Raw genomic sequence first — 26,623 nt, 5'->3', positions numbered from 1 at the left:
GACTCAAGGGCGGGAGGTGACAGGACGTATGGGCAACAGCATCGCGACGGCCGAGGGCGCGAGGGACGCCGTCCCCGTGCGGCTCGCCGCCGTCTTCCTCCCCGCGTCCCTCCCGCGCGAGGGGCGGATCGCCTTCTGGGACCCGGACGGCGGCCCACTGCCCGCCGAGGACACCGAGCTCACCGTCGTACGACCCCATGGGGCCGCAGTCCGCCGCCGGACCACCCCCGCGCTGTCGTTGCCGCTCGCCGAGGCCCTGCCGCTGCTCGTGCGGGCCCGGCGCGATCCGGCCGCCCACCCCGCCACCGCCTGCTGGGGCGCGGCCGCCCTGCACGCGCTGCGGCTCACCGCGCGAGGCCGGCTGCTGCCCGGTCTGACACCCGGTGGGTACGACGCCTGGCGGGCCGGGCCGCTCGACCCGGACGACATCGCCCACCTGCGAGCGGTCGCCGCCGCCCTGCCCCACGAAGGCCATGCGGTCCCCCTGCCCGGCCCCGGCCCGCTGCGGCTGCCCGAGCCCGAGGCCCTGATGCGGTCCTTCCTGGACGCGGTCGCGGACACCCTGCCCCGCACCCCCGCCGCACCGCACGCCTCGGGAAAGCCCTTCGCCGCGCGCGAGGCCCAGCGGCTGCCCGACGCCCACGACTGGGCGGCCGAGGTCGCCGCCGGCATGGACGCGGGCGTACGGGTCTCACTCCGCCTCGACCTGTCGGCCTACGACCTCTTCGACGACACCGGTGCCGGCGCGCGCAGCGCGGGCGCGGCGATCGTCCAGGTGCACAGCCTCGCCGACCCCACGCTGGTGGCCGACGCGGCCGCCCTCTGGTCCGGCGAGGCCGACGCGGCCTTCGGGCCACGCGCGCGGGTGGACGCGGCCCTCGCGGTGCGGCGCGCCGCCCGGGTGTGGGCACCGCTCGACCGGCTCTCCGAGCAGGACGTGCCCGACGTACTGGCGCTGTCCGACGAGGAGTTGGGCGATCTGCTGGGCGTGGCCACGACCCGGCTCGCGGCGGCCGGGGTGGCGGTGCACTGGCCCCGGGACCTGGCGCAGGACCTCAGCGCGGCCGCGATCGTACGGCCCGCGCCGGGCTCGGCGACCGACGGCACCGGGTTCTTCGAGAGCGAGGAACTGCTCCAGTTCCGCTGGCAGTTGGCGATCGGCGGCGACCCGCTCGCCGAGTCCGAGATGGACGCGCTCGCCGAGGCGCACCGCCCGGTCGTCCGGCTGCGGGACAGCTGGGTGCTGGTCGACCCCGCCCTCGTCCGCAAGGCCCGCAAGCGCGAACTGGGCCTGCTCGACCCGGTCGACGCGCTGTCCGTCGCCCTCACCGGCAGCGCGGAGGTCGACGGCGAGACGGTCGAGGCGGTGCCGGTGGGCGCGCTGGCCGCCCTGCGCGACCGACTGACGGTGGGCGTGCGCCCCGCCGATCCACCGCCGGGACTGAAGGCGACGCTGCGGGACTACCAACTCCGGGGCCTGGCCTGGCTGGACCTCATGACGTCCCTGGGGCTCGGCGGCTGCCTCGCCGACGACATGGGCCTCGGCAAGACGATCACGGTCATCGCCCTGCACCTGAAGCGCGCCAGGACGGCCCCGACCCTGGTGGTCTGCCCGGCCTCGCTCCTCGGCAACTGGCAGCGGGAGATCACCCGTTTCGCACCCGGCGTCCCCGTCCGCCGCTTCCACGGCCCGGACCGCACCCTGGAGGACCTGGACGGCGGCTTCGTCCTGACGACGTACGGCACGATGCGCTCGGCGGCCCCGACGCTGGCCCAGCACACCTGGGGCATGGTCGTCGCCGACGAGGCACAGCACGTGAAGAACCCGTACTCGGCCACGGCGAAGGCCCTGCGCACCATCCCGACGCCCGCGCGCGTGGCCCTGACCGGCACACCGGTCGAGAACAACCTCTCCGAGCTCTGGGCACTGCTCGACTGGACGACACCGGGTCTGCTCGGCCCGCTCAAGTCCTTCCGCGCCCGGCACGCGCGCGCGGTGGAGAACGGCGAGGACGAGGAGGCGGTGGACCGGCTGGCCCGCCTGGTGAGGCCCTTCCTCCTGCGCCGCAAGAAGTCCGACCCCGGCATCGTCCCCGAACTGCCGCCCAAGACGGAGACGGACCACCCGGTCCCGCTCTCCCGTGAACAGGCCGCGCTCTACGAGGCGGTGGTGCGTGAGTCGATGTACGCCATCGAGACGGCGGACGGCATCGCGCGCCGCGGCCTGGTCCTGAAGCTCCTTACCTCCCTGAAGCAGATCTGCGACCACCCCGCGCTGTACCTGAAGGAGGAGACCGCGGAACCGACCGAGCGACTGGCCGCCCGCTCCGGCAAGCTGACGCTGCTCGACGAACTGCTGGACACCTTGTTGGCGGAGGACGGCTCGGCGTTGGTCTTCACGCAGTACGTGGGGATGGCCCGGCTGATCACGGCCCACCTCGCGGGGCGGGCGGTCCCGGTGGACCTGCTCCACGGCGGCACCCCGGTCCCGGAACGCGAACGCATGGTGGACCGCTTCCAGAGCGGCGCGACCCCGGTCCTCGTCCTCTCCCTGAAGGCGGCCGGCACCGGCCTGAACCTGACCCGCGCGGGCCACGTCGTCCACTTCGACCGCTGGTGGAACCCGGCCGTCGAGGAACAGGCCACCGACCGCGCCTACCGCATCGGCCAGACCCAGCCCGTCCAGGTCCACCGCCTCATCACCGAGGGCACGGTCGAGGACCGCATCGCGGACATGCTGGAATCCAAACGGGCCCTGGCCGACGCGATCCTGGGCTCCGGCGAATCGGCCCTCACGGAACTGACCAACCGTGAGCTGTCCGACCTCGTGTCGCTTCGGGGGGAGTCATGACGGGGGCGAAGGGGTGGGGCGGCGACGGCGAGCCGGGCGGGCCCGAGGAGTTGACGGGGCGGGGCGAGTCGAGCGAGCCGGAGGCACCGACGGGGCAGGGCGGAGCGAGTGGGCCGGGGGTGCCGGTGCTCCGGCCGGCGGACGCGGCGCGCCGGGCGTTGCGGGCCGCGCGGGAACGGCGGGAGGCGGAGCAGGGAGCATCGGCCGACGAGGAGTCGGCGGTGGACGAGCATGGCCGCCCCGGAGCCCGGCCGGGTGATGCGGCTCGTGCGGCGCTGCGGCGTGCCGTCGACGCGCGGCGGGGTGGGGAAGGCGCTGAGGGCGAGGTGGGTGACTCGGCCCGGGGGCAGGCTGCTTCGGGCGGTGCTTCCCCCGTGGACGCGGCCGGTGCCGACCAGGACGTGTCTGACGCCGCCCCAGTGGGCCAGGACGTGTCTGACGCCTCCGCTACAGATCAGGACGTGTCTGACGCCGCCCGAGTAGGCCAGGACGTGTCTGACGCCTCCGCTGCAGATCAGGGCGCGTCGGACGCCTCCGCCGACGGTCAGGTTGCATGGGACGCCTCCGCCGACGGTCAGGACGAGTCGGCCGGTGGGGACCGGGGCGAGGCGCCCCCCGCGGCGGCACCATCCTCCACACGTCCCGCGGACGCCGCCCGAGAGGCGTTGCGCGCCGCGCTGGGGGAGAAGCGGCGGGCGGAGGCGGAACAAGCGGCCGCCCGGGGAGGCGGTAGCGCGCGACGGTCGCGGCGGCCGGCACGGCCTGTTTCCGCGAGCGCCGGCGGCTCCGACAGTCTGCGTGCCCGGGACGTGCGGTCGTTGCTCGCCGGGGCCTTCCAGATGCCGACCTCGGACTCGCCCCACGGGGACGACCCGGCCGCACCGTCCGCACCCTCCGCACCCGGCACCCCGCCCGAACCCGCCATTCCCACCGCGCCCCAGGTTCCGCGCTCCATGGTCGCCCCCGGCCGCGACAGCGAACTCCGCCGTACCTTCCCCGCCTTCCCACCCCGCCCCTCGGACGACGACCGCTTCGCCGAGACCTGGTGGGGCAACGCCTGGGTGGCCGCCCTGGAGCAGGGCGCGCTCGACGCCAAGCGGCTCGCGCGGGGGCGGGGTTACGCGCAGGAAGGGTACGTCGACGCGATCACCGTGACCCCGGGGCTGGTGTTGGCGTATGTGCGGGGCAGCCGGCCGCGGCCGTACCGCGTGCAGGTGCGGCTGCGGACGCTGGACGACGCCGACTGGACGCGGCTCCTGGACGCCGTGGCCGAGCGGCCGGGGCACATCGCGGCGCTGCTGGACAAGGAGATGCCGCAGACCCTCGCCGAGTGCGGAGTACCCCTGCTGCCGGGCCCCGGCGACCTCGACCCTCACTGCAGTTGCCCCGACCGCGGCCACCCCTGCAAACACGCCGCCGCCCTCTGCTACCAGACCGCACGCCTGCTGGACGCCGACCCCTTCGTCCTGCTCCTGCTGCGCGGCCGCGGCGAACGCGGGCTGCTCGACGCGCTGTCCAGGCTGAGTGCCGCCCGTGCGGCCCGCGCCGCGCGGGAACAGGGGCCGGCACCTCTGGCCGGCGTAAGGGCCACCGAGGCCCTGGCATCAGAGCGCCGACCGCCCGCCCTCCCCGCCCCGTTGCCCATGCCCCCGCATCCCGAGCAGCCACCCGTCTACCCGGCGGCACCGGGCGGCCCGGACCCCTTCGCGCTGGACCAGCTGGCGACCGACGCCGCCGCCCGCGCGCACGCGCTGCTCAGTACCGGCCGTGATCCGGTGGCCGAACTGACCCTGTGGCAGGACGCGGTGAGGCTCGCCGCCGCCCGCCCCGGTTCCGGTCTCACCGCCGGCACCCGCGCCCTGTACTCCTCGCTCTCCGCCGCCGCCGACCGCACCCCGGCCGAGCTGGCCCGCGCGGTCGCCGCCTGGCGGCAGGGCGGTCTCGAAGGGCTCGCCGTCCTCGAGGAGCCCTGGGACCCGCCGGCCGGCCGCTTCGACCGGGCCCGCCCACTCCTCCTCGCCGCCGACCTCCCCGCGTTCCGCCCCTGGCGCAACCGGCTCACCCACCCCCGCGGCCATGTCCAACTCCGCCTCGGCCGCGACGGCCTGTGGTACCCGTACGAATCGGAACCGGGTCACGACGACTGGTGGCCGCGTGGCACCCCCGACCTCGACCCGGTGGGAGCCCTGACCGGTCTGGGGGCCGCGCCGGAGGTCTGATCGCGGCAGTCACCCGTCGATCCGCCTGGCCGCGATGCTCATGGTCCGAGCGATCAACGGGACGCGACCCCGGCCACACCCTCGACAACATCCAGACCGGCATCGGCGTCGTGTACAACGCACCGTACTCTTGGACGGGCCCGAACGCGCTGCGTAGGCGGCCCGTTCCGCCCGCGCCCCGCTCGGTCCTGCAGGAGAGACGGCCATGTCCCTCAAGCCCCCGTGGTTCGTCACCAACCGCACCGCGGCCACCACGGTCCGCCTTCTCACCGGCTCCGCCGCCGGCCCCGGCTGGTCGGCGGTGCCAAGGATCTTCGCGTCGGCGCTGCGCGGCTGACCACCCCCCATACCTGGAGAAGCCCCATGCTCAACCTTGCTGTGCTACTGGAAGACACCGCCCGCGAGCTGCCCGAGAGGGACGCCGTGGTGCTGGGCGACACCCGCCTGACCTACGCCCAGGTCGACGCCCAGGCGACGCGGGTCGCCGCGGCACTCGCGGCGCGCGGCATCGGCCCTGGCGACCGGGTCGCGCTGAGCTGCCCCAATCTGCCGTACTTTCCGATTGCGTACTACGCCATCCTCAAGTCCGGCGCGACGGTCGTACCGCTGAACGTCCTGCTCACCGAGCGGGAGATCACCTACCACCTGCAGGACTCGGGTGCGAAGGCGTACTTCTGCTTCGAGGGCACGGACCAGTTGCCGATGGGCAAGGCGGGTCTCGCGGCGTTCGAATCGGTGCCGGACTGCGAGCACTTCGTCCTGCTCACGGCCGATCCGGCCGGTGAGACGTCGATGACGGGCGTGACCACGCTGACGGAGTTCGCCCGCGACGGACTCCCCGGCTTCGAGACCGTGCAGACGAGCGAGATCGACACGGCCGTCGTGCTCTACACCAGCGGTACGACGGGCAGGCCGAAGGGCGCCGAGCTGACGCACAGCAACATGGTTCTCAACGCGCAGCTGGCGACCCGCCTGTTCGCCGCGGCACCGCACGACGTGCACCTGCTGGCGCTGCCGCTGTTCCACTCCTTCGGGCAGACCGTCCAGCTCAACGCGGGATTCTTCTCCGGTGCGACGCTGGTCCTGCTGCCGCGCTTCGAGGTGGCGGCGGCGCTGGAGCTCATGGAGCGCGAGGAGGTCACTCTCTTCGCCGGGGTGCCGACCATGTACTGGGCGCTGCTGAGCTCCCCGGACGCGGACCGCTTCGACCTGACCGACATCGCGGCGAACCTGCGAATCGCCATTTCCGGAGGGTCGGCGCTGCCGATGGAGGTGCTCAAGGGCTTCGACGAGCGCTTCGGAGTGCCCGTCCTGGAGGGCTACGGTCTGTCCGAGACCTGCCCGATCGCCACGTTCAACCGTGTCGACCGCCCTCGCAAGGCCGGCTCGGTCGGGCTCCCCGTCTGGGGCGTGGAGGTAAGGGTGACCCGCCGCGACGGCACCGAGGCCGACGTCGACGAACCCGGTGAGATCCGTCTGCGCGGCCACAACGTCATGAAGGGCTATCTCGGCCGCCCCGAAGCGACGGCCGAGGCGATCGACCCGCAGGGATGGTTCAGCACCGGCGACATCGGCAGGCGCGACGCCGACGGCTATCTCTACATCATCGACCGGACCAAGGACCTCATCATCCGTGGCGGCTTCAACGTCTACCCCCGCGAGGTCGAGGAGGTCCTGCTCACCCACCCGGACGTCAGCCTCGTCGCCGTCATGGGCGTCCCCCACGCCAGCCACGGCGAGGAGGTCAAGGCCTTCGTCGTCCGCAAGCCCGGAGCGACGGCTACTGAGGAGGACCTGGTGACCTGGTCGAAGGAGAACATGGCGGGCCACAAGTATCCCCGGTTCGTCGAGTTCCGGGAGTCCCTGCCCATGAACGCGACCGGCAAGATTCTCAAGCGGGAACTCGCAGAGATGCCGTCGGACTGACCGCCACCGGTCCACAGTCGGCGGTGGACCTGTGGCGCATCGAGGCGACGGTCACCATGCGGTGGCCGTCGCCTCTGGCCCGTTCGACCGCTGCCGTCTTCGCCCGCTGGCAGGAGGCCCTCGCGGCCCTCTTGGTTTGGCATGGTCTGACCGAGGAACGCAGTCGCGGACTCGCCGCCTTCACCATCGCCGCGGTCGAAGCGCAGTGATCATGTGCCGGGCAGAGCAGAGCACCGCCCCGATCGAGGCGGCCGCGGCCGAGATCCATGACCTGCTCCTCTACGCCCTTCGCGCCCGTCCCGAACTCGGGCCAGGCCGTAGCCCGTAGCATCCCGCTGCACCCGCACGGCTCGAATGCACACTCGAAGGAGTCGCCATGCCCTCGCTCGACCGTCAGGACAACGTGTTCGTCCTCGATTTGGGAGACGGTGAGAACCGCTTCCACCCCGACTGGATCACCGCCGTCAGCGCCGCACTGGACGAGGTGGAGAAAGCGGAAGGCCCGCGAGCCCTGGTCACCGCCGCCACCGGCAAGTTCTACTCCAACGGGCTCGACCTGGACTGGCTGTCGGCCCATGCCGACCAGTACCGGGACTACGTCGTCTCCGTCCATGAGCTGTTCGAGCGGATGCTGTCGCTGCCGGTCATCACGGTGGCCGCCCTGCAGGGGCACACCTTCGCCGCCGGTGCGATGTTCTCCCTCGCCCACGACTTCCGTGTCATGCGCGCCGACCGCGGCTACTGGTGCCTGCCCGAAGCGGACATCAACATCCCCTTCACCCCCGGCATGGCCGCCCTGATCCAGTCCCGGCTGACACCGCAGACCGCGCACGAAGCCATGCTCACCGCCCGCCGCTACGGCGGCACCGACGCCGCGGCCGTCGGCATCGTCGACCAGGCGGCCGGCGAGGACGCCGTGCGCTCCACCGCGATCGAGATCGCCCAGGCACAGGTGAACAAGGCCGGCGACACCCTTGGCACCATCAAAGCCCGCATGTACGCACCGGTCCTGGCCACCCTGCGCGACGCCACCAACCCGCTTGGCTGACCAGCACCTCATCCACCGCACCAAGCAGCGCCCCGGGCGCTCCCCTCCTGGGGCGCGGCGCGGGCTGCCCCAGCTGCCCACCGCATGAGGAGACAAGGCCAAGGACAGCTGGCACCGCCTGGCACAAGAGCGCGTGCCTCCTGTGCGAAACATGTACGTCGCGCGCTGCACCACCTTGCTGCCGGTCACATCCTGGGTGCGCTGGGAGCCGAAGTGAGGCGCGATGCGGGCATCTTGGGCGACTCGCCGCCACCCCTCTTGCCGCCCGTCACGTGACTGTCGCCCGTCACGAGGCCGCGGAATTCCAAGCAGCTGAGTGGCGCTCCTTGAGCCCGGACCGGCTGAGGGCTTCCGGGCGAAGGCGGTCTGGGGCGCCGATCAGCCTCACGACCGGGTTCGCGTCTACGCGGTCGCCGCCATGGCGGCCGACGGTGCGGTGCTGACCGCGGGCGAGACGGTGACATCCATGACCTGGCCCCGCGCCGCCTGGTCATCTTCGCCCGACGGCTTGTCCTGTGTGCCCTGATTCCAGACAAGGGGGTGTGAAGGAGAGGGTGGGGATGTGTTTCCGCCAGATGCTTCGGGTCAGGCTGTCGGCGGCGACCCGGCAGACACGTTGCGCTGCCTGGTTCGCGTCACTTTGGTACAGGTGCACCATCTGATTGCCGACAGTCATGAGAGTGCGGCCGGTGGAATCGAAATTGACGGACACCCAGTTGGCCGAGGCCCTCAGTGGTCTGTCCGACGGCTCCATGCCACGGTGGTTTTCCACGTGAGACAGGCGTACCGTCCCGTCTTTGCTGCCGCTGGCCAGAGTTTGGCCGTCGGGGCTGAAGGCCAGTGTGCGGACCGCGTTCGCGTGATGGGTGAAAGGCGCCCCCAGGGGCGTGGGATCACTCGGGTTGGTAATGCCCCACAGACGCACCGTCCCCTTCTCGCCGCCACTGACCAACATGTCGCCCATGGGGCTGAAGGCCACGGAGATCACGGGTTGGCCGGATTCCTGCAACCTGCCCAGAACGCGGGGCATGACGGGATCAGTAATGTCCCAAAGGCGCACGCCTTCGCCGGCCTCTGAGTCCGTGACAGTAGCCAGGGTTTTGCCGTCCGGGCTGAGGACTGCCCTGACCGCCTGGTCGGTCAAAGCATCGCCAAAGCGACGCGGCTGCCGCGGATCGGTGATGTCCCAGAGAGTCACGCCGCCTGAATTCGCCGCAACGAGCATCTTCCCGTCCGGGGTGAACGCCACCGAGCCCTGGAAACTGTCATGACTGAAAGGCTTGCTCAGAGCCTTGGGGTCGCTCGGCTTCCGCACGTCCCACAGCATCACGCCCAGGAACCCTGCGGTGGCCATTGTCCGACCGTCGGCTGCGAAGGCAACGGCGTAGAATTCCTCGCCCATATGCCCCTCTTCGTCTGTGTAGGACCCTGCGCCGGAGTCCTCCGCGCCGGTTCGGCTGACGCGTCCAGTAGGGAGCAGTGGTTTGCCCAGGAGAGTGGGATTGTCTGAATCGGTGATGTCCCACAGTCGTAGATCCGACGCCGCAGTGGCCAGTATGCGGCTGTCCGGAGAGTAGGCGACCGAATTGATCAGGCTGTTGTGTCCAGTAATCAGAGCGGGTTGCGGTCTGCTCCAGAGGCGTACCGTGTGGTCGCCGCTCGCTGTGGCCAGAGTGTGTCCGTCCGGACTGAAGGCAATGGAATAGACCTGTTCCGTATGGCCGGTGAGGGGATCGCCCAGGCGCACCGGGTTGTTGGGGTTGTCAACATTCCACAGCAGTGCTGTCCGGTCAGAACTCCCTGTGGCGAGGGTGCGTCCGTCGCGGGAAAAGGCCAGCGCCGTGACGGCGTTGGTGTGTCCGTCCAGATTGCTGAGGGGAGAACTTGCCGTAGGGTCCGACAAGTTCCACAGTTGCACTCCTTTGGCCCCGCCGGTCACGGCCAAGAGCCGTCCATTCGGGCTGAGGGCCATCCTGGGCGGTGTTGAACTCCTTCGAAGCACAGGCCTGTCCAGTCGAGCAGGTTCCGCCGGATCGGTGATGTCCCACAGCCGGTTGTCCTTGCGGACAAGGGTCCGTCCCTTTTTGCTCGACATGGCGGGAGAGGGCCAGCCGCTCAGGCTCCCCACGGGCTCTGCAAATGGGACAGGGTTGGCGGGGTCGGCGACGTTCCACATCTCCACCATCGTGTCATTGAGGCTTGAAATCGACCGGCTCCTGGCACGCACGGTGATGAGTGTCCGCATGTCAGGGTGGAAGGACACCGCGTAAGCCGGACCGGTTGTCTTGCCGGGAATGTGACCGACAAGGCGCGGACCGTTCTGCGTGGTGATGTCCCACAGCCGCACCGTGCCGTCCTCGCCGGCCGTGGCGATGAGATGTCCGTCGCTGTTGTATGCCACCGAGTACACCGGACCGGAATGGCTCACTCGGACGGTTCGTGACGTTGGCGGGCGGGTCGGATCGGTGACGTTCCACAGTCGTACTGTCCCGTCGTAGCTTGCGCTGGCCAGCGTGTGTCCCTCGGGGTGGTACGCCACAGTTTCGATGATGCCGTGGTGCCCGCGCAGGGGCGTGGAAAGTGCGGCACCTGAGGCACTGACGAGTGCCGTGTACGTAGAGGGCGAAGCGTGAGTGCGGTGAGCCGCCAGCTCCAGCTGCGCGGCCAGCGACGCGTCGGTGTCACGCAGTCGGTCGGCATCGGTGAGGAGGCTGTGCGCTACCGCTTCGTCACGTTGGGCTTGCGCGGTGTCGCGCAGCCGGAACGCGTATACCGCCGTGCCACAGGCCAGAAGGGTCAAGGTGACGAGCACGGCGATGAGGGCACGGCGCCACGTCGCCGTACGGCGTTCCTGGCTGAGGGACGCGCACACGAACGCGGATGCGGTGTGGCTCAGGTCATCTGGGTGAGCCCCCCAGGTACGGACTGCCTCCAGGCGGTTCCCGCGGTACAGGAGGGACTGGTCGTACCCGTCACGCTTCCAGGTGGCAGCTGTCTGTTCCAACTCCTGACGGATCAGGTGGCCGACCCGGTCGGTATCGATCCACGAGCGCAGGCGGGGCCAAGCGTGCAACAGGGCTTCGTGGGTGATCTCGACGGTGTCCTGTTCCTGGCTCAGCAACCGGCTGTGTGTGAACGTATCCACGGCTGCCTGAGCGAGGGCCGGGTCGAGCCCGCCCAGCAGGTCCCTGCGGAGCATGTGCCGCCGCGTGTCCTCCACGCCGTCCCCGACCTTGATGAGGCGAAGAAAGAGCGTGCGGGTCACTGACTGGGCGTCCGGCCCCAGCCGGGTGTACAGGCGTTCCGCGGTGTCGGCAACGGCATGGTGAATGCCGCCGGTGGCTTCGTAGCCTGCCACGGTCAGCGTGCTGCCGTGACGTTGCGTCCAGGTGGCCCGCAGCGTGTGAGCCAGGAGTGGTAGACGTCCGGGCTTGTATCCTCGCGCCCCAGCCCCCGCACCGTCGGTTGTGGCGCCCAGGTCGCGGAGCAGAAGTTCGATCAGTCCGGGTTCGACCTCCAGTCCAGCCTCCTCGGCTGGATAGAGGATCGCCTCGCGCAACTCGGCCTGGGTCATCGGGCCGAGGAGTAACTGACCATCTTCGAGCACACCCCGGACCTGGGGGTGCCCGACGCACTGTGCGTAGAAGTCGGCTCGCAGTCCATAGACGACCGCTGCCAGCGGCTCATCGCCGGATCCAGTGGCGCTGATGTGCGAGAGGAAGCCGAGAAGGCTGTCCCTCTCCCGGTCGTCCGTGCACAGCGTGAAGAGCTCTTCGAATTGGTCGACGACCACCACGAGGCGCGCGTTCATCGGCCCATCGTTACGAGGAGGCGTGCGTAGCGCGTCGCGTAATACCTCGGCGGCACTCTCGAAACCAGCCGCCAGTCGGCCGTTGATGTCGTCGACGGTGGTCTCGGTGAGCGTCCTGATCTGCGCAGTCAGTGCTTCCAGAGGCCGAGCAGTGGGAGTGAACGCCAGGACGGGCCAGTGCCGCGAACCGGGCAGGGCTCCGCGTTTGAGCGCAGGCAGAAGTCCGGCCATGAGGAGTGACGACTTTCCGGCACCGGACGAGGCGACCAATGCCAGCGGCCCACCCTCCTGCAGCCGTTCGTCCAGGCGTGCCGTCAGTCGGGCCGTCGCGATATCCCTCCCGAAGAACCAGCGGGCCTCCTCCGTGCCGAACGAAGCCATGCCGGGATACGGGCATTCATCCCCCAGCCCGTCGGCGTCAGTCCGGCGACCGCTGTGCACGCCATGCCGATAGTGCAGGTGCAGGTCCCGCTCCGCGACGAACTGATCCCGCCCCGCCTGGTAGGTCCTGCCGCCGTCGCAGGCGCTGCCTTCGAGGTGGACACGCGGCTCTCCGTTGTGCTGCTGCTCCTCCGGCACAGTTATCGCTCGGTGATGTGCTGGTCCCTTCCTGCTTGGTAGACCCGGCCTGTTCCCGAAGCTCGTGCCCGCATATCGATCCGCGCCGCCCCAGCCCGGTCCTCGGCACCGGCCGCGGACCGCAGCTCCGCCAGCATGCGCTGCAACTCCTTGGCCAACTCGGGGTCCGCGGCCAGCAGTCGCCGAAGCCGACCGTGCCACTCGCCCACCAAGTGCTGCTCCGCCTCAGCGTTATGAGCCTCACGAGCTGCGAGCAGCTCCGCGCGAGTGTCGACAAGCTCCGCCTCGACCATCTCGGCCCGCTCGGGATGGACCCGCCGCCAGAATTCCCCGGCCACGTCCTTCGCCTTTTCCCAGCCGTCCGTCGCCAGCGCACTCACGATGGCCGTTGCCGCGCTCGAAACCAACGCGGCCAATTCCAGATCCATTGCTTCCCCTGCCCCTCAGCACGTCGAGCGAGTCACCCATCCGAACCTGGCCACGGGCCCTTCTCCGGCAGCGTTGGATACGGCGACGCCGGCCACGGCACGTGAGCAGGGAATGGAAGGCTTCGACGCCCCTGCCAGCTACCACATCACGACATTGACACTGGGGATCATGGCTGCAAAGACGGAGAATGAGACCACCACCACTTCGAGCGAACGATCGGAGAATCGTTCGTCTACCAGGCCGAACAGATCGGCCACGCATCACACGCTCGACACCATGGGTGATCTCCGCTCGGTGGGACGAAGTCTGCTGGCCGGCCTCGCGCTTTCACGAGGTTGGCTGTCCAACTGGTGATCGCGAAGTCGGGTCCGACCGTGTGCCCGCGTCGAGGGCGGTGGTCGCGGGGTGCTTTCGAAGGGTGGTGCGGTGCTGTTGGCCGAGACGGTCCGTAAGACCGGCCTGGATGCGGCGATATCGGCGGCACTCGCCCCGTGGCGCAAGCAGCGGGCCGTCCACGACCAAGGTCCTTCTTCATGTCGCCCTCGCGGTGGCTTTGGGCGGGGACTTTCTGGGTCGACGTGAGCATGCTGCGGGCGGAGCCCGCTGTGTTCGGGCCGGTGGCCTCCGACCCGACCCTCTCCCGACTCCTCGCCACCGACACGGCCGACGAGGCGATCGCCGCCCTCGAACCGCGCCACCGCCGGCGCGCCCGGGCCGAGGACCGCATCCGCGCCGCCCATTCCACCGGCCTGCGCAACCTCCCCCTCCACGACACCGCGCAGAACCAGGTCTGGCTGGAGATCGTGCAGATAGTCCTCGACCCGCCGGCCTGGATGCCCCTGCTCGCCCTCAACGGCAATGCCCGGCTCCGCGAGCCCCGCCGCCTGCGGCTTCGACTGTTCTCCACCGCCGCCCAGCCCGTCACCACCGGCCGCCGCCGATACCTCCGCCTCGCCAAGCCCCACTGGCCCTTCACCGGCATGATCACCGGCGCGCCCTGGACCGCTCCACACCCTCCCGAACCTCGGCTGAACCGCACTTTCCCATCTCTGCGAGCCGCATCAGCCCACCGGAGCCGTGGAACCCGGTGCCCACCCGGCGCGAAAGCCGGGCACTGAACCTGTCCAGACGCCGAGAGTCCCCACCGGCACCCACCACAAAGGGTCCGTCAGCAAGCTGGCGGACCCTCATGAATGATCGAGGCTAGCGGCCGGTGAATCGCGGCTCGCGCTTTTCGAGGAAGGCGCTCATGCCTTCCTTCTGATCCTCCGTGGCGAACAGTGCGTGGAACACGCGGCGTTCGAAGAGCACGCCTTCGCTGAGGCTGGAGTTCTCCGCGCGATCCACGCATTCGCGGGCCGCGGTGACGGCGGTGCGGCTGTAGGAGGCGATGGCCTCAGCCGCCTGCTCGGCTTCCGTGGTGATCCGGTCGTCGGGTACCACGCGTGAGACGAGACCCGCCCGTTCGGCCTCCCGCGCGTTCATCGTGCGGCCGGTGAGGATCAGGTCCATCGCCTTGGCCCGTCCGACAAGGCGCGTCAGGCGCTGGGTGCCGCCGATGCCGGGGATCACGCCGAGCTTGATCTCCGGCTGGCCGAAGACCGCCGACTCGCCCGCGATGACAAGGTCGCACATCATCACCAGTTCGCAACCGCCACCGAGGGCGTAACCACTGACCGCGGCGATCTTCGGTGTGCGGAAGGCGGCGAACTCCTCCCACCCGGAGAAGTAGTCCTCGTGCGCCATGTCGACGGCCGATTTCCCCGCCATCTCCTTGATGTCGGCGCCAGCCGCGAAGACCTTCTCCGAGCCCGTCACCACGAAGGCGCCGACGTCCGGGTCCGTGTCAAGAGGACGCAGCGCGTCGAGCAGTTCGGCCAGCAGCTCGGCGCTGAGCGCGTTGAGGACATGCGGGCGGTGGAGACGTACCGTGACCACCCGGCCCTGGCGTTCCAACTTCAGAGTGTTCATCGACGTGCCTTTCCACCTGCCGGTCAGGAGTCCCAGATCGCGCCGTATGCGGGAATGCCCCGGCGTTCCAGCCCCTGAACCACTTGCCAGGTGAGCTTCTTGTTGGAGATGCATATGACAGCCTCTGCGCCGAAGTCCCGGTACGCGGCGTACGCCAGGCGCACCATGTCCGGCTTGCCGTGCAGTGAGGTGTCCCAGACGACGGAGTCCGGGTGTACCGCGAGGATCTCGTCGACGAGGGCGTCGCCATAGGTCGCCCGCGGGTCACGGGTCGCCCAGACGAGACGCGAGGGGACCTCGGCGGCCAGCAGGTGCGGCAGGCAGGGGCCGATGCCGCTGCCCGTGGCGACGTAGATGACCTTTTTGAACAGGACCTCGATGTTCGCGACCCCGGCCGTGGTGATGCCCTTCACCCATACGTGCTCGGGGGCGTCATCGATGAAGGAGGCTGTCCAGTCGCCGGCCCGCGAGATGGTGAGCCGGAAGCCCGGCTCCTGCGGTGCGGGCACGTTCGCGAAGGAGTGCCACTCCTTGAGCGGGCTGCGGCTGATCGCGGTCGACGATCCGGCGAAAGGTTTCTCCCCGTAATCGAAGCGAGCCAACGCCACATGCGACGAAGGCCGTTCCACTTGGACGCTCACCTTGCGCAAGCGCGTCCAGGGCAGGGCGACACTGAACGTGACGACGGACAGGACGCCGAATTCCACCAGTCCCCCCTCGTTCAGCGCGGTGTGCGTCCAGAAGAGGGCCAGCGCCGTCCAGCCGCCGAAGCGGTGGATCTTCTCGAAGTGGTCATGGAAGCGGGAACGGAGGGGCGGCAGCGCGGTCGCGATGATGACGGCGAGCAGGGCGATCAGCGTCCAACTCACCGCGGTGAGCGGGACGTCGCCGCCTCGCGCGGTCACGGCCACGGTGAGCGCCGCGAACCACAGTGCTCCGGCCAGTGCTCCGCCCACGTGCAGACCGCCGAAGTGGTAGACCTTCCCCAGCGTCCAGCGCACCTTGAGCGGCCATGAGGTCGGTGCCCAAGTGGCCATTTGGAAAAGGAGGTTGATGACGTACTGCTGGCGTACGACGACAGCGAGCGTGAGGTTGGCGAGGGACGCGTGGCCCAAGGACCTGATCTCCAGTGGCCGGTCGAGGAGCAGGTACGACACGTTGGCCAGCAGGACGAGAGCCGCGAGGCGGTTGTAGTGCATGAGACGGGGGTGTTTGAAGACCCGTCGGATGCGCGGGGCGAGCGGGGGGAGTTCCGTCGCGTCCACGACAGGCGGCTGCGTGGTGATGCGTGGTGAGGTGGTCATTACGCGGCCTCTGCCGTGAGGGCCGTTGCCCCGTCCAGTGACGCGGACGTCGTTGGCTGGTCCGCCAGCCACCTTTCCGCCAGTTGCATCAGAGCCGCCTTGTCGATCTTCCCGCGGGCGGTCTCCGGAAGCGTCGCCAGGGGCATGACATGGGCCGGTACGCAGTAGTACGGCAGGGCTTCGGCGACCGCGCTGCGAGCCGCCTCCGCGTCGACGTCGGCCGGACAGACGAACGACACCAGGTTCCGCGCGTCCCACTTCAACGTGACCGCTCGGACACAACCGGGCGTACGTTCCAGCACCGAGGTGACGGAGTCGAGTTCGACCCGGAAGCCGCGCACCTTGACCTGGTCGTCGGTGCGGCCGAGGTGTTCGAGTTCGCCGTCGGGCGTCCAACGGCCGAGGTCGCGTGTGCGGAACATGCGGCTTCCACCGCCGAGGAAGGGATCGGGAGCGTAGCGCTCGGCGTTCAGCTCGTCGTTACCGAGGTAGCCGGCCGACACGCAGTCGCCGCCCGCCCACATCTCCCCGACCTCGCCGATGGGCACCGGCCGCCGGTGCTCGTCGAGGACGTACACCGTGTTGTTGGGAGTCGGGCGGCCGATCGTGAGCAGCAGGTCATCGGCTTCATGGCGGCGCATCGTGTTGACGATCGTCGTCTCGGTGGGTCCGCAGGAGTTGTAGAAGGTGGCCTTGCGAGCCCACAGGTCCGCCAGTGGGCGCGGGCACGGTTCACCCGCGACGGCCACGGTCCGTACCCGTGTGCAGATCGCCGGGTCGATACCGGACAGCACGGTGGGTGTGGCGATGATGACGTCCGCGGACCGGGCCGTCTCGGTGATGTCCTTGCCGCGGATGACCAGAGTTCCGCCGTGGGCCAGGCAGCCGAGGATCTCCCAGGCGGCCATGTCGAAGGCGACGTTGAGGAGCTGGGCCACCCGGTCACCGGGGCGGATGCCCAGGTTCCCGGGAGCGGTGAGGAGGATGTTCGCGACGTTGCGGTGGGTGACCTTCACGCCGTTGGGCTTGCCGGTGGTGCCGGAGGTGAACAGCACGTAGCAGCCGTCGTCGGGGCGGACGCGGACGGCCACGGGCGGTTCGTAGGGCATGGGTCCGTCCAAGGCGATCAGCACCCGGCCGCTCGAAACGGGGATGCGGTCCGCGTGCTCCTCTTGCGCGAGGATCACTCGGGTCGCCGCGGTGCTGACGACGTGGTCGAGCTGGGACACGGGCGCCAGTCCTACGTCCTGCGGCACGTAGGCGGCGCCTGCCTTGAGGATGCCGAGCAGGCCGACGACCATCGGGATGGAGCGGCGGACGAAGAGGCCCACGTGATCGCCTGGGCGCACACCCTCACGGACGAGGCGGGCGGCAACGGCGTTCGCTCGGTGGTTGAGCTCGCGGTACGTGATCGTGGCGCCCTCGTGCTCGACGGCCACGGCATCGGCGTCGGTGCCGGCCCACCGTTCGAAGGCGTGGTGGACGAACGGGTCCGGGACCGGAACGGCAGGGCCATAACCGAATTCCCGGAAGAGGGCCCTGTCGTGTGGAGTCAGCTGTAGCAGAGACATGAGTCGAGGGCACCTGCCTGTTCAAAGAATCATGGTGTATAGGGGGAACATCCGGCATGGCGCGAGTTGCCGGGAGTGCCGGTTTTTGCGCGCCGGGGTATCTAGGCATGGAACTTTAAGCCTCAACAAGAGATCAACAGGAATCCTGTCGGATGGCGTAAATCACATTTGTCGAGTCTGGCGTCCAAGTGGATTTCTGATTTAGATTGTCTATTTTTCCTTGATCGCCTTCTATGGGCCTTGAGCTTCTCGGTACTTCGGGCTGTCCAAGTCGACAAGGGCTGGGCGGGCGCTGGGGAGCGGTGGGGATGGGTGGGGGGACCTCGCCTGCCGAGGTTGGCGAACGTTCCGGGCTGACCAGCCATCACGCTTTTGCGGCGGCCGGCAGACCAGTGACGAACATCTCAGGTTCGCGAGGGCGGGCTCGCGGCCTGAGCAGGGGCAAGGCCCGCTACGTCCACCCCGGCGATGTGACATCTCGTGACAGATGAGAGGGTCGGGCGGGTGAGTGAGACACCGATGAGCACCCTGCAGTACCGCTTCGACGGCCCGGAAGACGCCCCGGTCCTCATCCTCGGCCCCTCCCTCGGCACGACGTGGCACATGTCGTAGGAACCGTCCACGGGCGTCCAGTTGGTCCAAGGTGAGCGCGTAAGTCCAGGTCAGGGCCTTGTCGCGTGAGTGCGTCCGCGGGGTTGGTGACACGCATGTGATCGCTCGTGACACGTGAGGACCCCCGTTGGCTTGGTCCGGCGGGGGCCCTGCGCAGACGGGACCTGATACGACGACGCCCCGCCGGCTTGCTGCGGCGGGGCGTGGTCGTGCAGTTGGTCATGACGGATTGGGGCTTGCACTGGAGGCTCCGTTGCACTCCGGCTCGCCGCTCTCGAGTACGCGGAGGAGCGAGGCGCTGACGACGCGGGCGGTGCGGCCTATCGGTAGCGCGCGGCATGGGAATGCTCCTCGGCGAACGAGGTGATAGCTCTTCGATCTCGACAAGCCGAACGCCTCGGCAGCGTCCTCGACGCTCGCCGTCCCACTCCAGGTCGGCCCCGCCGGACGAAGCGCGTCAGACGGGTTCCGTCAGCTCCTCCATCAGCTCGGGCAGTCTGCACAGCCTGGATAGCGTCTGGTTCAGGAGGCGCACGGTCCTGTCGGCCTGCTGTCGGCCGATGGGTTGGGCGAGTGACGCCGCCCGGCTCTGGTCCGCGAGATGGCGCGTGGGCATCGAGCCGAACACCGCGGCGGGCAATCACATAGGCACACGCGAGGGTTGTGTGGTGGCGTGGCGCGGCATTCGCTACGCGACAGCCTCCCGGTTCCGGGAGCCGGAACCCGCGTCGCCGCCCCGACGGCCCACCGTCTTCGCGCAGTTCGGTGCGCCCTGCGCGCAGCCGCCGCTGCGCACCCTCGGTGGGGAGGGCAGCGAAGCGGAGGACGCCCTGTACCTCAACGTGTACTCACCCTCCGCCGACGACGCACGCCGCCCGGTGGTCGTGTGGATCCACGGCGGCGCCTACCAGGGCGGTGCCGGGTCCGCGTACGACGGTGCGCGGCTCGCGGCCGAGGGAAACGTCGTCGTGGTCACCGTCAACTACCGGCTCGGCGTCCTCGGCTTCCCCGACCTGAGCGACCTCGGGGTTCCTCGCAATCTCGGTCTCCGTGACCAGATCGCCGCCCTCACCTGGGTGCGCGACAACACCGAGCTCTTCGGCGGCGACCCGCGAACCGTCACGCTCGCCGGTGAATCGGCCGGCTCGATGTCCGTCTCGTTGCTGATGCCAACTCCCGCCGCACACCCCTTGTTCCATCGGGCGATCATGCAGAGCGGGGCGCTCGACCTCGTGCATGACGGGGCGGTCGGACAGCGCCTCGGGACCGAGATCCGGACCGCTTTGGACCCGGACGGTGTCGGTCTGCCGGCTCTGACCAAGGCGAGCGTCGGCGCGGTGCTCACGGCCCAGCAGCTGGTCGCGCGGCGGTACCCGGGCACGGTTCCCGCCGCGCCGGTCTCCGATGGCGACCTCCTCCCCGAGTCCCTCGAGAAGGCGCGGACGGCCCCGGTGCCGCCCATCCCGCTGTTGGCCGGCTGGAACCGCGACGAGATCAGGTTCTTCGACCTGCCGGGCGTACGAGAAGCCCTGCCTCGGCACCGGTCTCACCTTGCACGGCTCCTGCGTGACCAGCTCGGCGCCGAGACCGCCGACAGGATCCTGGCGGAGTACCCCGAGAACCGTGCGGGGAGGCGCGATCTGGGCACGGACGTCACGTTCGCCAAGCCCACCAGGCACTTCGCCGAGCGCCATGCGGCAGCCGGTCACCCTACCTGGACCTACCGCCTGGACAAGCGCGGCCTTCTCCTCGGCGCCCCGCACGCCGCGGACCTGGCGTACCTGTGGACCCGGCCCGGCGCGGCGCGGCCTACGCGCTGCTGAGTCGTGGACCGCTGCGGGGAAAGCGGCTGGCGCTGGCACACCCGGTTCCGGCGGCTGGCTGTCGTTCGTGCGCGACGGCAGGCCGCACGGAGACTGGCCCGAGTACGACGTCCCTACGCGGACGACTCTGCTCCTCGACGACAGAGACACGCCTGTCGACGACGTGGACGCGCGTCGCCGTCGCGTGTGGAACGGGCGGACGTCCTGGTGGCCAGGGGCGTTGTCACGCCCTGACGCCTCGACGGCGGCTCACAGGTGGCCGATGGTCGTGCCGTCTCAACTGGCGCTGTCGAGTACCGAGCGGAGCGCTTCGACGATCGGTCCGGCCGGGGGAGCGGCAGCCATCCGGTTGGTGACGTACCCGAAGCCGATCCCGTAGCCGGGATCGGCGAAGCCGGCCTGCCCTCCGGCGCCGTCGTGTCCGAACGAGGCGGGGCCGAGCCAGTCGAGCGCGTCGGAGGCGAGCTGCACGCCGGCGCCCCACCGGTGGAACGGGGCGTCCTCCTCCGTGTCGGTGGCGCCAGGGCCTTCGCTGCGCGGAGTGGTGAGCCGCCGTACGGCGTGGCCGGACAGGACGCGCACGCCGCGCGTCGGCCTGACCGTGGCGGACCAGATGCGTGCGAGCCCCGACGCAGTGCCGACCCCTGCCGCGCTGAGCAGGCCCGACCTCAGCACGCGGGGGTCGTTCAGGCCGGTGCCGTCCCCGACCAGGGTGAGCGGCAGGGCGCCGCCCGCGGTCAGCATCCTCAGGGCCGGCTCGCCCATCTGCGGGATGGTCTGTGACGCCGTCAGCTCCACCTCGGGCGGCACCGTCGTGTACGCCACGCGCGCGAGGTCCCGGTCGTCGGCCCGCAGGGTGACCGCGGCGTCGAGGGAGGCGGCGATGTCACGGGCGAAGACGTCCGTGGCATCCCGGCCGCTCCCGCGGCGTACGATCTCGCTCACCAGCGGACCCCAGGTGAGCGCGTGGTAGAGGTGTGACCGGGCGTTCGGCCACATCGGCCGCTGCTCGGCCAGTTGCTTGGCGAACCCGGTGATGTCGACCAGTTCTTCCACACTCATCGCGGTGTCCGGCGCGACGAGGCCGGCGCGATGGGCGAGCACGTCCGTCATGGTGACGCCGCCCTTGCCGTGGACGGCGAACTCCGGCCAGACGGAGGCGACGGGGGCGTCCAGGTCCAGCAGGAGTTTCTGGCCGAGCCGAGCGACCGCGACGGCCGCGAGGCCCTTCGTCGCCGAGAAGAGCACGGCGCGGGTGTCGGCGTCCCAGGGACGCCCGGTCCTCGTGTCGGCGATCCCTGCGTGGACGTCGACGACCTCTCGGCCGTCGCGCCACACCGACAGGGCGGCGCCACCGGCGGCGGGATCCGGGAGGCTTTGCGCGAACGCCTCGACAACCGGTGCCATGTCCTTCGTGAACCGGCCTCTGACCAACTTGCCGCGGTGCTGGGTGAAACGCGTCATCCTGAGCTCTCCATGGGGCCGGAACCGCGGCGCGGCTGAGCCTGGCCCCGTCCGGGCTCAGCCGGGCGGACCATGGATCAGCCGGTGGCCGAGGTGAGGGCGGTCAGGTAGCCGAGCCGGTAGCCGTCGGCGGTGGGGTGCAGGGGAGCGGGAAGGTTGACGACGGGGTAGATCCACGGCTGGCTGGAACAGACCGCGTGTCCGGCGAAGAACGGCTGGGCGTCGACGAACCGGAATCCGGCGTTCGAAGCGCGGTCGGCGAGCGTCCGGTTGAGCGCGGTGCCGAACCGGTTGATCTCCTTGCGCTGGTACTGGTTGGGGACGAGCCAGGCTGTGCAGTCGACGGTCTCCTCGAACAGGAGCGGGTAGCCGAGTACGTAGACCGTCGCGTTGGGGGCTGCCGCGCGGATCGCGGCATAGGTCCGGTCGACTTTGGCCGTGATGGTGGGCAGGTCGGCCACGGCCTTGTCCACCGCGTCGGTGCAGGCGGCGTCGCCGGAGACCATGCAGGTCATGACCTTGTCTCCCCACGCGGCATCGTTCCCGCCGATGGTGATGGTGACCACGTCGGTCTGGGCGTTCAGCCCCGACACCTGCTCGGCCAGGACGTCGTCGGTCACCGCGCCTCCGCAGGTGACGTCGGTGAACGAGGTGATGCCGTGCGCCTGGGCCCACAGGGTGGGGTAACCCTGCGGGCTGCGGCCGCAGTCGAGGCTGGCGTTCGGCGCGCCGAGACCGGAGGAGAAGGAGTCGCCCATCGCCACGTACCGGGTGGTCGAGTCGTAGGCGGGGGTTGCCGCGTGGGCGGGTGCGGCGAGCAGGCCGAGTGCGACCAGCAGGGGCACGGGGGCGGTGACGAGGCGGAGCAACTGCTTTCGCATGGTGCCTCCATGAGGGGAGGTCGCCCGTTCGCGGCCTGCGAACGCGGCGACAGAGGTTAACGCTGAGTAAAGTAGAGCCACCTTTACTCGGAGTCAAGGTCCCTGATGCCGCCAGATGACGACCTGTGCGCCTTCCTCAGGCGTAGTCCTCGATGCGCCACTCGTCGTGCCAGTCGATGACCGGCATGTCACCTTCGAACCGGACGGGCAGCCAGACGTAGTCGGCGACGGACGTGTCCGCCTCCACCGCCGCCAGGTCCGGATCGGGTGCGAACGGCTCACCCGAGAACATCCGCCGGAACAAGTCCGGTGCCTTTTGGGCCACTTGGGCCGTGACCTGCGGCAACCACCGGTCGGCGAGGGCGATGTACAGGTCCTTCTTGGCCGGGTGCCTGAAGACCGAGCTGATCTGCGAGCGGAAGGACGTGCCCGTCGGATCGCCGGGATGCGGGTCGCCGAGGACGGTCCACGGCCCGTGGTAGGTCTTCGCCACGGCGGCTTCCGAGCGGTTCGGGAAGTACGCGGTGGTCCCTGAAGTGAACAGGTAGTGCAGCCCGTTGCGGGTGAAATGGGCGGGCGCCTCCCGGACGTCCGGCGGCCGGTGCCGGGGGAAGTGGGTGGAGTAGTACCCCGTCACGTCCGTGTAGTCGTTGCTGAGGTCCGCACAGACGAGTTCGCTGTGGACCCGCTCGAAGTAGTAGTAGCCCTTGCCGTCGTCAGGCGTCACGACGAGGTCGAAGTCGCCCGCGTTCATCCCGAGCGGATGCAGCCCGGTCCGCACGATCCTGTAGGGGCCGAGCAGGTGGTCGGCGGCGAGGACGGTCGCCGTCTGGGTATGGCCGGTCCCCATGATCTTCAGCCAGCACACGAACCGTCCCGTGCGTGCGTCATGGATGATGTGCGGCCGGTCCACCATCTGTGCCGGATGGAGCGGCGACTCGGGGTCGTCCTCCACCGGCGGGATGATGAGGCCTTCGTCGGTCCAGTTGTACAGGTCCGTCGACGAGTAGCACCGAATGCCCCAGTGCCAGATGCCGTTGCCGGGCTTGGTCCTCTCCTTGTTCTCGCCGTACCAGTAGAAAGTGCCGTCGAGGTGCAGGAGCGAGCCGCCGTGGGCCTGTATGCGGTTGCCGTCGGCGTCTAGCCATACCTCGCCGGGCCTGATGGAGGTGTTCGTCATCGGTCACTCTCTCGGTGGTGCCGTCGTCCCCCGGACCACCAGGGAGGGGGTGATGGCGTGGGTGACCGGATTGCGGCGGCCGTCGATGCGTTCGCGCAGCAGCCTGGTGCTGGTCGAGCCGTTCAGCTTTCCGGCCGGGTCGATGGTGGTGAGCGCGATTTGCGGCAGCGCGCTGACCGGGATGTTGTCCGCGCCGACGACGGACAGGTCCTCCGGGACGCGCAGTCCCAGCTCGTGCGCCGCCCGCAGGACGCCCAGGGCGACCATGTCGGTGCCCGCGAAGACCGCGGTCGCCGGCTTCTTGCGCCGCAGCGCGGTCATGGCGCCGGTGTGGCCGCCTTCCTCGGTGTAGTCGGTTGTGATGACGTCGGGTTCCAGGTCGTGGTCGCGCATCGCGATGACGTATCCGTCCTCCCGGGCGGTCTGCGGGAGGACCGACGGTCGGCGGAACTTCCCCATAGGCATCGCGATATGGGAGATCCGCTGGTGCCCCAGGCCGACCAGATGCTCGACGGCCAACCCGGCTCCCGCCACGTCGTCGTCCATGACGCTGTCGAAGTGGCGGCCGCCTCCGTGCCGGCCGATGAGGACGGTCGGGATCGACTGCCCGAGCGCTTCCAGCTCGGGGCGGGGCAGGGAGGGAACGATCAGGATCAGGCCCTCGAGATTCCGGTTGAGCATGGCGTCGATGCTGCTGCGCTGGCGTTCGGGGGCCTTTCCCACCGGTGCGAGCAGGATGTCGAGAGAGGAGCCTTGCAGCCCCTCCTCGATGCCCTCCGTGATCTGGGCCACGATCGGCGTGCGGATGTCGGCCACGACGCCGATCGTGTGCGACCTTCCGCGCATGGCGCGGGCGGCGGCGTTCGGCCGGTACCCCAGTTCCGTGACCGCGCGCATGACCTTCTCGCGCATGGCCGCGCTGACGCCGTAACCGTCATTGAGCACCTTGGACACCGCCGCCTGCGAGACGCCGGCGGCGCGCGCGACTTCACGGATCGTGACACGAGGGCCGCTCACCTGGTCCTCCTGTCTGCCAGTACGGGTGACGGGTCGTCACATCGGATGGCCCGGGCGTGGGTCGCCCCGGGGCAATCTTGTGAATCCTTTTACACCCTTCGCGTGTGCGGTCACAAACGGCAGTCCTAGGTGCGCGGGGTACCGGGGTATCGGACGGTGGCTCTGCATGAGTTCGCTGCTGCACGAGCCTTGACAGCGCGCGACGCGGCGCACCTAGACTCCGGGTAAAGCTCAGAAATCGTTTTACGAACTGGGCAGCAAGTCGCCGATGCCGACGGCCCTTTTCCCTGTGGACCCAGCCGTCGGGCGCCACCCGTCCCCACCACCCACCCATGCGGGCCGTCGTGGGAACTGATCGTGCCGAGGAGTACACATGGCAACCGGAAGACGCCGCGGCCTGGCCCCCGTCGTCGCATGCGGCGCGCTGCTGGCGACGCTCGCCGCAAGCGGCTGCACCAGCGGCAACACGAACGGCGAAGGTGCCGCCGGAGGCGGCAGGACGGCCAAGGACAACCTGGTTCTCGGGCTGGAGGCCGATATCCCCGGCTGGGACCCGGGCAAGATCCTGCCCGGTTCCGTGGCTTGGGCGTCGGAGGCCGTGTACGACACGATCTTCAGCTGCGACGAGTTCGGCAACGTCAAGCCGAACCTCGCCCGGAGCTACGACTTCACGGACAACAACACCAAGCTCACGCTGCACTTGCGGCCCGGGATGAAGTTCAGCGACGGAACACCGGTGGACGGCCCGGCCGTCAAGGAGGCGCTGGAGTACCAGGTGAACGCGCCGGGCGGGAAGAGCTTCCTGCCAGGGGTCAAGGTGTCGTCGCCGGACACGTCGACCGTGGTGGTGACCACTCCGAAGCCGAAGTCGTACCTCACCACCTTCCTGTGCCTCGGCTCCGGGGCCATCGCCAGCCCCCAGTACCTCGCGTCCGGAAACCTGGACCGTGCGCCGGTGGGATCCGGGCCGTACCTCTACGACAAGGCCGCCTCGACACCCGGCTCCGTGTACGTACTCGAGAAGAACCCCGCCCACTGGAACGCGGACCACTACCCGTACAAGAAGATCACGCTGAAGGTCCTCACCGACCGGACGGCGCGGGTGAACGCCCTGAAGAGCGGGCAGATCTCCGGCACGATCGCCGACACGTCGACGCTGAGCCAGCTGAAGTCCTCCGGGCTGAAGCCGCTGGTGCAGCAGGGCCAGTGGGCCGGCCTGCTCATCGAGGACCGCAAGGGCAAGATCGTCCCCGCGCTCGGCGACGTCAGGGTCCGCCGCGCCATCAACATGGTCTTCGACAAGGCCGCCATCGCCCAGAAGCTCTACCAGGGGCAGGCCGAGCCCACCGCGCAGATATTCCGCAAGAACAGCGCCGCGTGGATCCCCGACCTCAAGGACCCGTATCCGTACGACATCTCCGCCGCCAAGAAGCTCATGGCCGAGGCCGGCTACGCGGACGGGTTCTCCGTGGACATCCCCTACCTCGCCAACTTCGGCCTGGACGCCGCCATGCCGGTCGTCATCCAAGGTCTGAAGGAACTCAACATCGAGGCCAAGCAGGTCACCCTGTCCGGGTCGAACGCCCTGCTCGACATGCTCAGCGGCAAGTACCCGATCATCTTCTGGCCGCTCGGCAACCACGGCGACTCGCGGCTCAGCATCGACGGCACCGTTCTGCCGACGTCCGTCTGGAATACGCAGAAGATCACCGATCCCACCATCGACCGCCTCTGGAACACCGTCCTGACCAGTCAGGGCGAGAAGTCGGCGACCCCGCAGAAGCAGCTGAACCAGCACCTCATCGACCAGGCGTGGTTCGCCCCCTGGGTCTACATGAACAGCTTCTTCGGCTACGACCCGAAGAAGGTCGAGCTCGACAAGTCCACCGACCTCAACCAGCTCGCTCCCAAGCTGAGCGACTTCCGGTAGGCACGGC

17 protein-coding genes and 2 pseudogenes are annotated in these 26,623 nt (G+C 69.6%); 9 read left to right on the top strand and 10 right to left on the bottom strand.

Annotated features, from left to right (window positions below; all coding sequences use genetic code 11):
* Window positions 1-28: 28 nt before the first annotated feature.
* The 6 genes from AQJ67_RS04585 (at window position 29) to AQJ67_RS04565 (ending at window position 8,044) form a co-directional block, all read left to right on the top strand.
* Window positions 29-2,851, top strand: coding sequence for a DEAD/DEAH box helicase (locus AQJ67_RS04585; protein WP_062716640.1), 2,823 nt, complete (start codon window positions 29-31; stop codon window positions 2,849-2,851).
* A complete protein-coding gene (locus AQJ67_RS04580; RefSeq protein ID WP_079055754.1) occupies window positions 2,848-5,070 on the top strand; it encodes an SWIM zinc finger family protein in 2,223 nt (740 codons plus the stop codon). Before AQJ67_RS04585 ends, AQJ67_RS04580 begins: the two co-directional genes overlap by 4 nt.
* Before the next feature lie 205 nt (window positions 5,071-5,275).
* On the top strand, window positions 5,276-5,407 hold the full coding sequence (locus AQJ67_RS50130; protein WP_279616871.1) for a hypothetical protein: 132 nt from the start codon (window positions 5,276-5,278) through the stop codon (window positions 5,405-5,407).
* Between the two features lie 26 nt (window positions 5,408-5,433).
* Window positions 5,434-6,996 carry a long-chain-fatty-acid--CoA ligase gene (locus AQJ67_RS04575; RefSeq protein ID WP_062716638.1) on the top strand — a complete coding sequence of 521 codons (1,563 nt, stop codon included), beginning with the start codon at window positions 5,434-5,436 and terminating at the stop codon, window positions 6,994-6,996.
* A 23-nt stretch (window positions 6,997-7,019) separates the two neighbouring features.
* Window positions 7,020-7,205: an LmrA/YxaF family transcription factor gene (locus AQJ67_RS48950; protein ID WP_244190358.1), complete on the top strand. Its 186-nt coding sequence runs from the start codon at window positions 7,020-7,022 to the stop codon at window positions 7,203-7,205.
* 167 nt (window positions 7,206-7,372) lie between these two features.
* Window positions 7,373-8,044 carry an enoyl-CoA hydratase-related protein gene (locus AQJ67_RS04565; RefSeq protein ID WP_062716637.1) on the top strand — a complete coding sequence of 224 codons (672 nt, stop codon included), beginning with the start codon at window positions 7,373-7,375 and terminating at the stop codon, window positions 8,042-8,044.
* Between the two features lie 490 nt (window positions 8,045-8,534).
* Here the strand turns inward: AQJ67_RS04565 and AQJ67_RS04560 are convergent, their stop codons facing one another.
* Together AQJ67_RS04560 and AQJ67_RS04555 are read right to left on the bottom strand one after the other, a co-directional pair.
* On the bottom strand, window positions 8,535-12,434 hold the full coding sequence (locus AQJ67_RS04560) for an NACHT and WD repeat domain-containing protein (protein ID WP_062716636.1): 3,900 nt from the start codon (window positions 12,432-12,434) through the stop codon (window positions 8,535-8,537).
* A 2-nt stretch (window positions 12,435-12,436) separates the two neighbouring features.
* On the bottom strand, window positions 12,437-12,862 hold the full coding sequence (locus AQJ67_RS04555; RefSeq protein WP_062716635.1) for a hypothetical protein: 426 nt from the start codon (window positions 12,860-12,862) through the stop codon (window positions 12,437-12,439).
* A 406-nt stretch (window positions 12,863-13,268) separates the two neighbouring features.
* Here AQJ67_RS04555 and AQJ67_RS04550 point away from each other — a divergent pair.
* Window positions 13,269-13,858 (top strand): annotated as a pseudogene (locus AQJ67_RS04550) (transposase); the annotation flags it as partial.
* A 208-nt stretch (window positions 13,859-14,066) separates the two neighbouring features.
* Here AQJ67_RS04550 and AQJ67_RS04545 read toward each other — a convergent pair.
* From AQJ67_RS04545 to AQJ67_RS50945, 4 genes and pseudogenes are all read right to left on the bottom strand, one after another.
* A complete protein-coding gene (locus AQJ67_RS04545) occupies window positions 14,067-14,834 on the bottom strand; it encodes an enoyl-CoA hydratase-related protein (RefSeq protein ID WP_062716633.1) in 768 nt (255 codons plus the stop codon).
* Window positions 14,835-14,857: 23 nt separating this feature from the next.
* Window positions 14,858-16,138, bottom strand: coding sequence for a ferredoxin reductase domain-containing protein (locus AQJ67_RS04540; protein WP_062716632.1), 1,281 nt, complete (start codon window positions 16,136-16,138; stop codon window positions 14,858-14,860).
* Entirely contained in the window at window positions 16,138-17,709 is a 1,572-nt protein-coding gene (locus tag AQJ67_RS04535; protein WP_079055753.1) for an amino acid adenylation domain-containing protein, read from the bottom strand. The genes AQJ67_RS04540 and AQJ67_RS04535 overlap by 1 nt, the downstream gene beginning before the upstream one ends.
* 831 nt (window positions 17,710-18,540) lie before the next feature.
* Window positions 18,541-18,726 (bottom strand): annotated as a pseudogene (locus AQJ67_RS50945) (hypothetical protein); the annotation flags it as partial.
* Between the two features lie 155 nt (window positions 18,727-18,881).
* Here AQJ67_RS50945 and AQJ67_RS04530 point away from each other — a divergent pair.
* Complete coding sequence (locus AQJ67_RS04530) at window positions 18,882-20,144, top strand: carboxylesterase/lipase family protein (RefSeq protein WP_079055751.1); 1,263 nt, start codon at window positions 18,882-18,884, stop codon at window positions 20,142-20,144.
* 276 nt (window positions 20,145-20,420) lie between these two features.
* Here AQJ67_RS04530 and AQJ67_RS04525 read toward each other — a convergent pair whose 3' ends face one another.
* From AQJ67_RS04525 to AQJ67_RS04510, 4 genes are all read right to left on the bottom strand, one after another.
* Complete coding sequence (locus tag AQJ67_RS04525; protein ID WP_062716630.1) at window positions 20,421-21,608, bottom strand: serine hydrolase domain-containing protein; 1,188 nt, start codon at window positions 21,606-21,608, stop codon at window positions 20,421-20,423.
* Window positions 21,609-21,685: 77 nt separating this feature from the next.
* A complete protein-coding gene (locus AQJ67_RS04520) occupies window positions 21,686-22,489 on the bottom strand; it encodes an SGNH/GDSL hydrolase family protein (protein ID WP_062716629.1) in 804 nt (267 codons plus the stop codon).
* A 136-nt stretch (window positions 22,490-22,625) separates the two neighbouring features.
* Window positions 22,626-23,669, bottom strand: a complete 1,044-nt coding sequence (locus tag AQJ67_RS04515; RefSeq protein ID WP_062716628.1) for a family 43 glycosylhydrolase — start codon at window positions 23,667-23,669, stop codon at window positions 22,626-22,628.
* 3 nt (window positions 23,670-23,672) lie between these two features.
* The gene (locus AQJ67_RS04510) at window positions 23,673-24,686 is read right to left on the bottom strand and encodes a LacI family DNA-binding transcriptional regulator (protein ID WP_062716627.1); all 1,014 of its coding nucleotides are present in this window, start codon (window positions 24,684-24,686) and stop codon (window positions 23,673-23,675) included.
* Window positions 24,687-25,059: 373 nt separating this feature from the next.
* Here AQJ67_RS04510 and AQJ67_RS04505 point away from each other — a divergent pair, with 373 nt between their 5' ends.
* A complete protein-coding gene (locus tag AQJ67_RS04505) occupies window positions 25,060-26,616 on the top strand; it encodes an ABC transporter substrate-binding protein (RefSeq protein ID WP_062716626.1) in 1,557 nt (518 codons plus the stop codon).
* Window positions 26,617-26,623: the final 7 nt, after the last annotated feature.

Origin of the sequence: Streptomyces caeruleatus (assembly GCF_001514235.1) — a bacterium.
GTDB classification, from domain to species: domain Bacteria; phylum Actinomycetota; class Actinomycetes; order Streptomycetales; family Streptomycetaceae; genus Streptomyces; species Streptomyces caeruleatus.
This window is presented reverse-complemented; position numbering and strand designations above follow the sequence as displayed.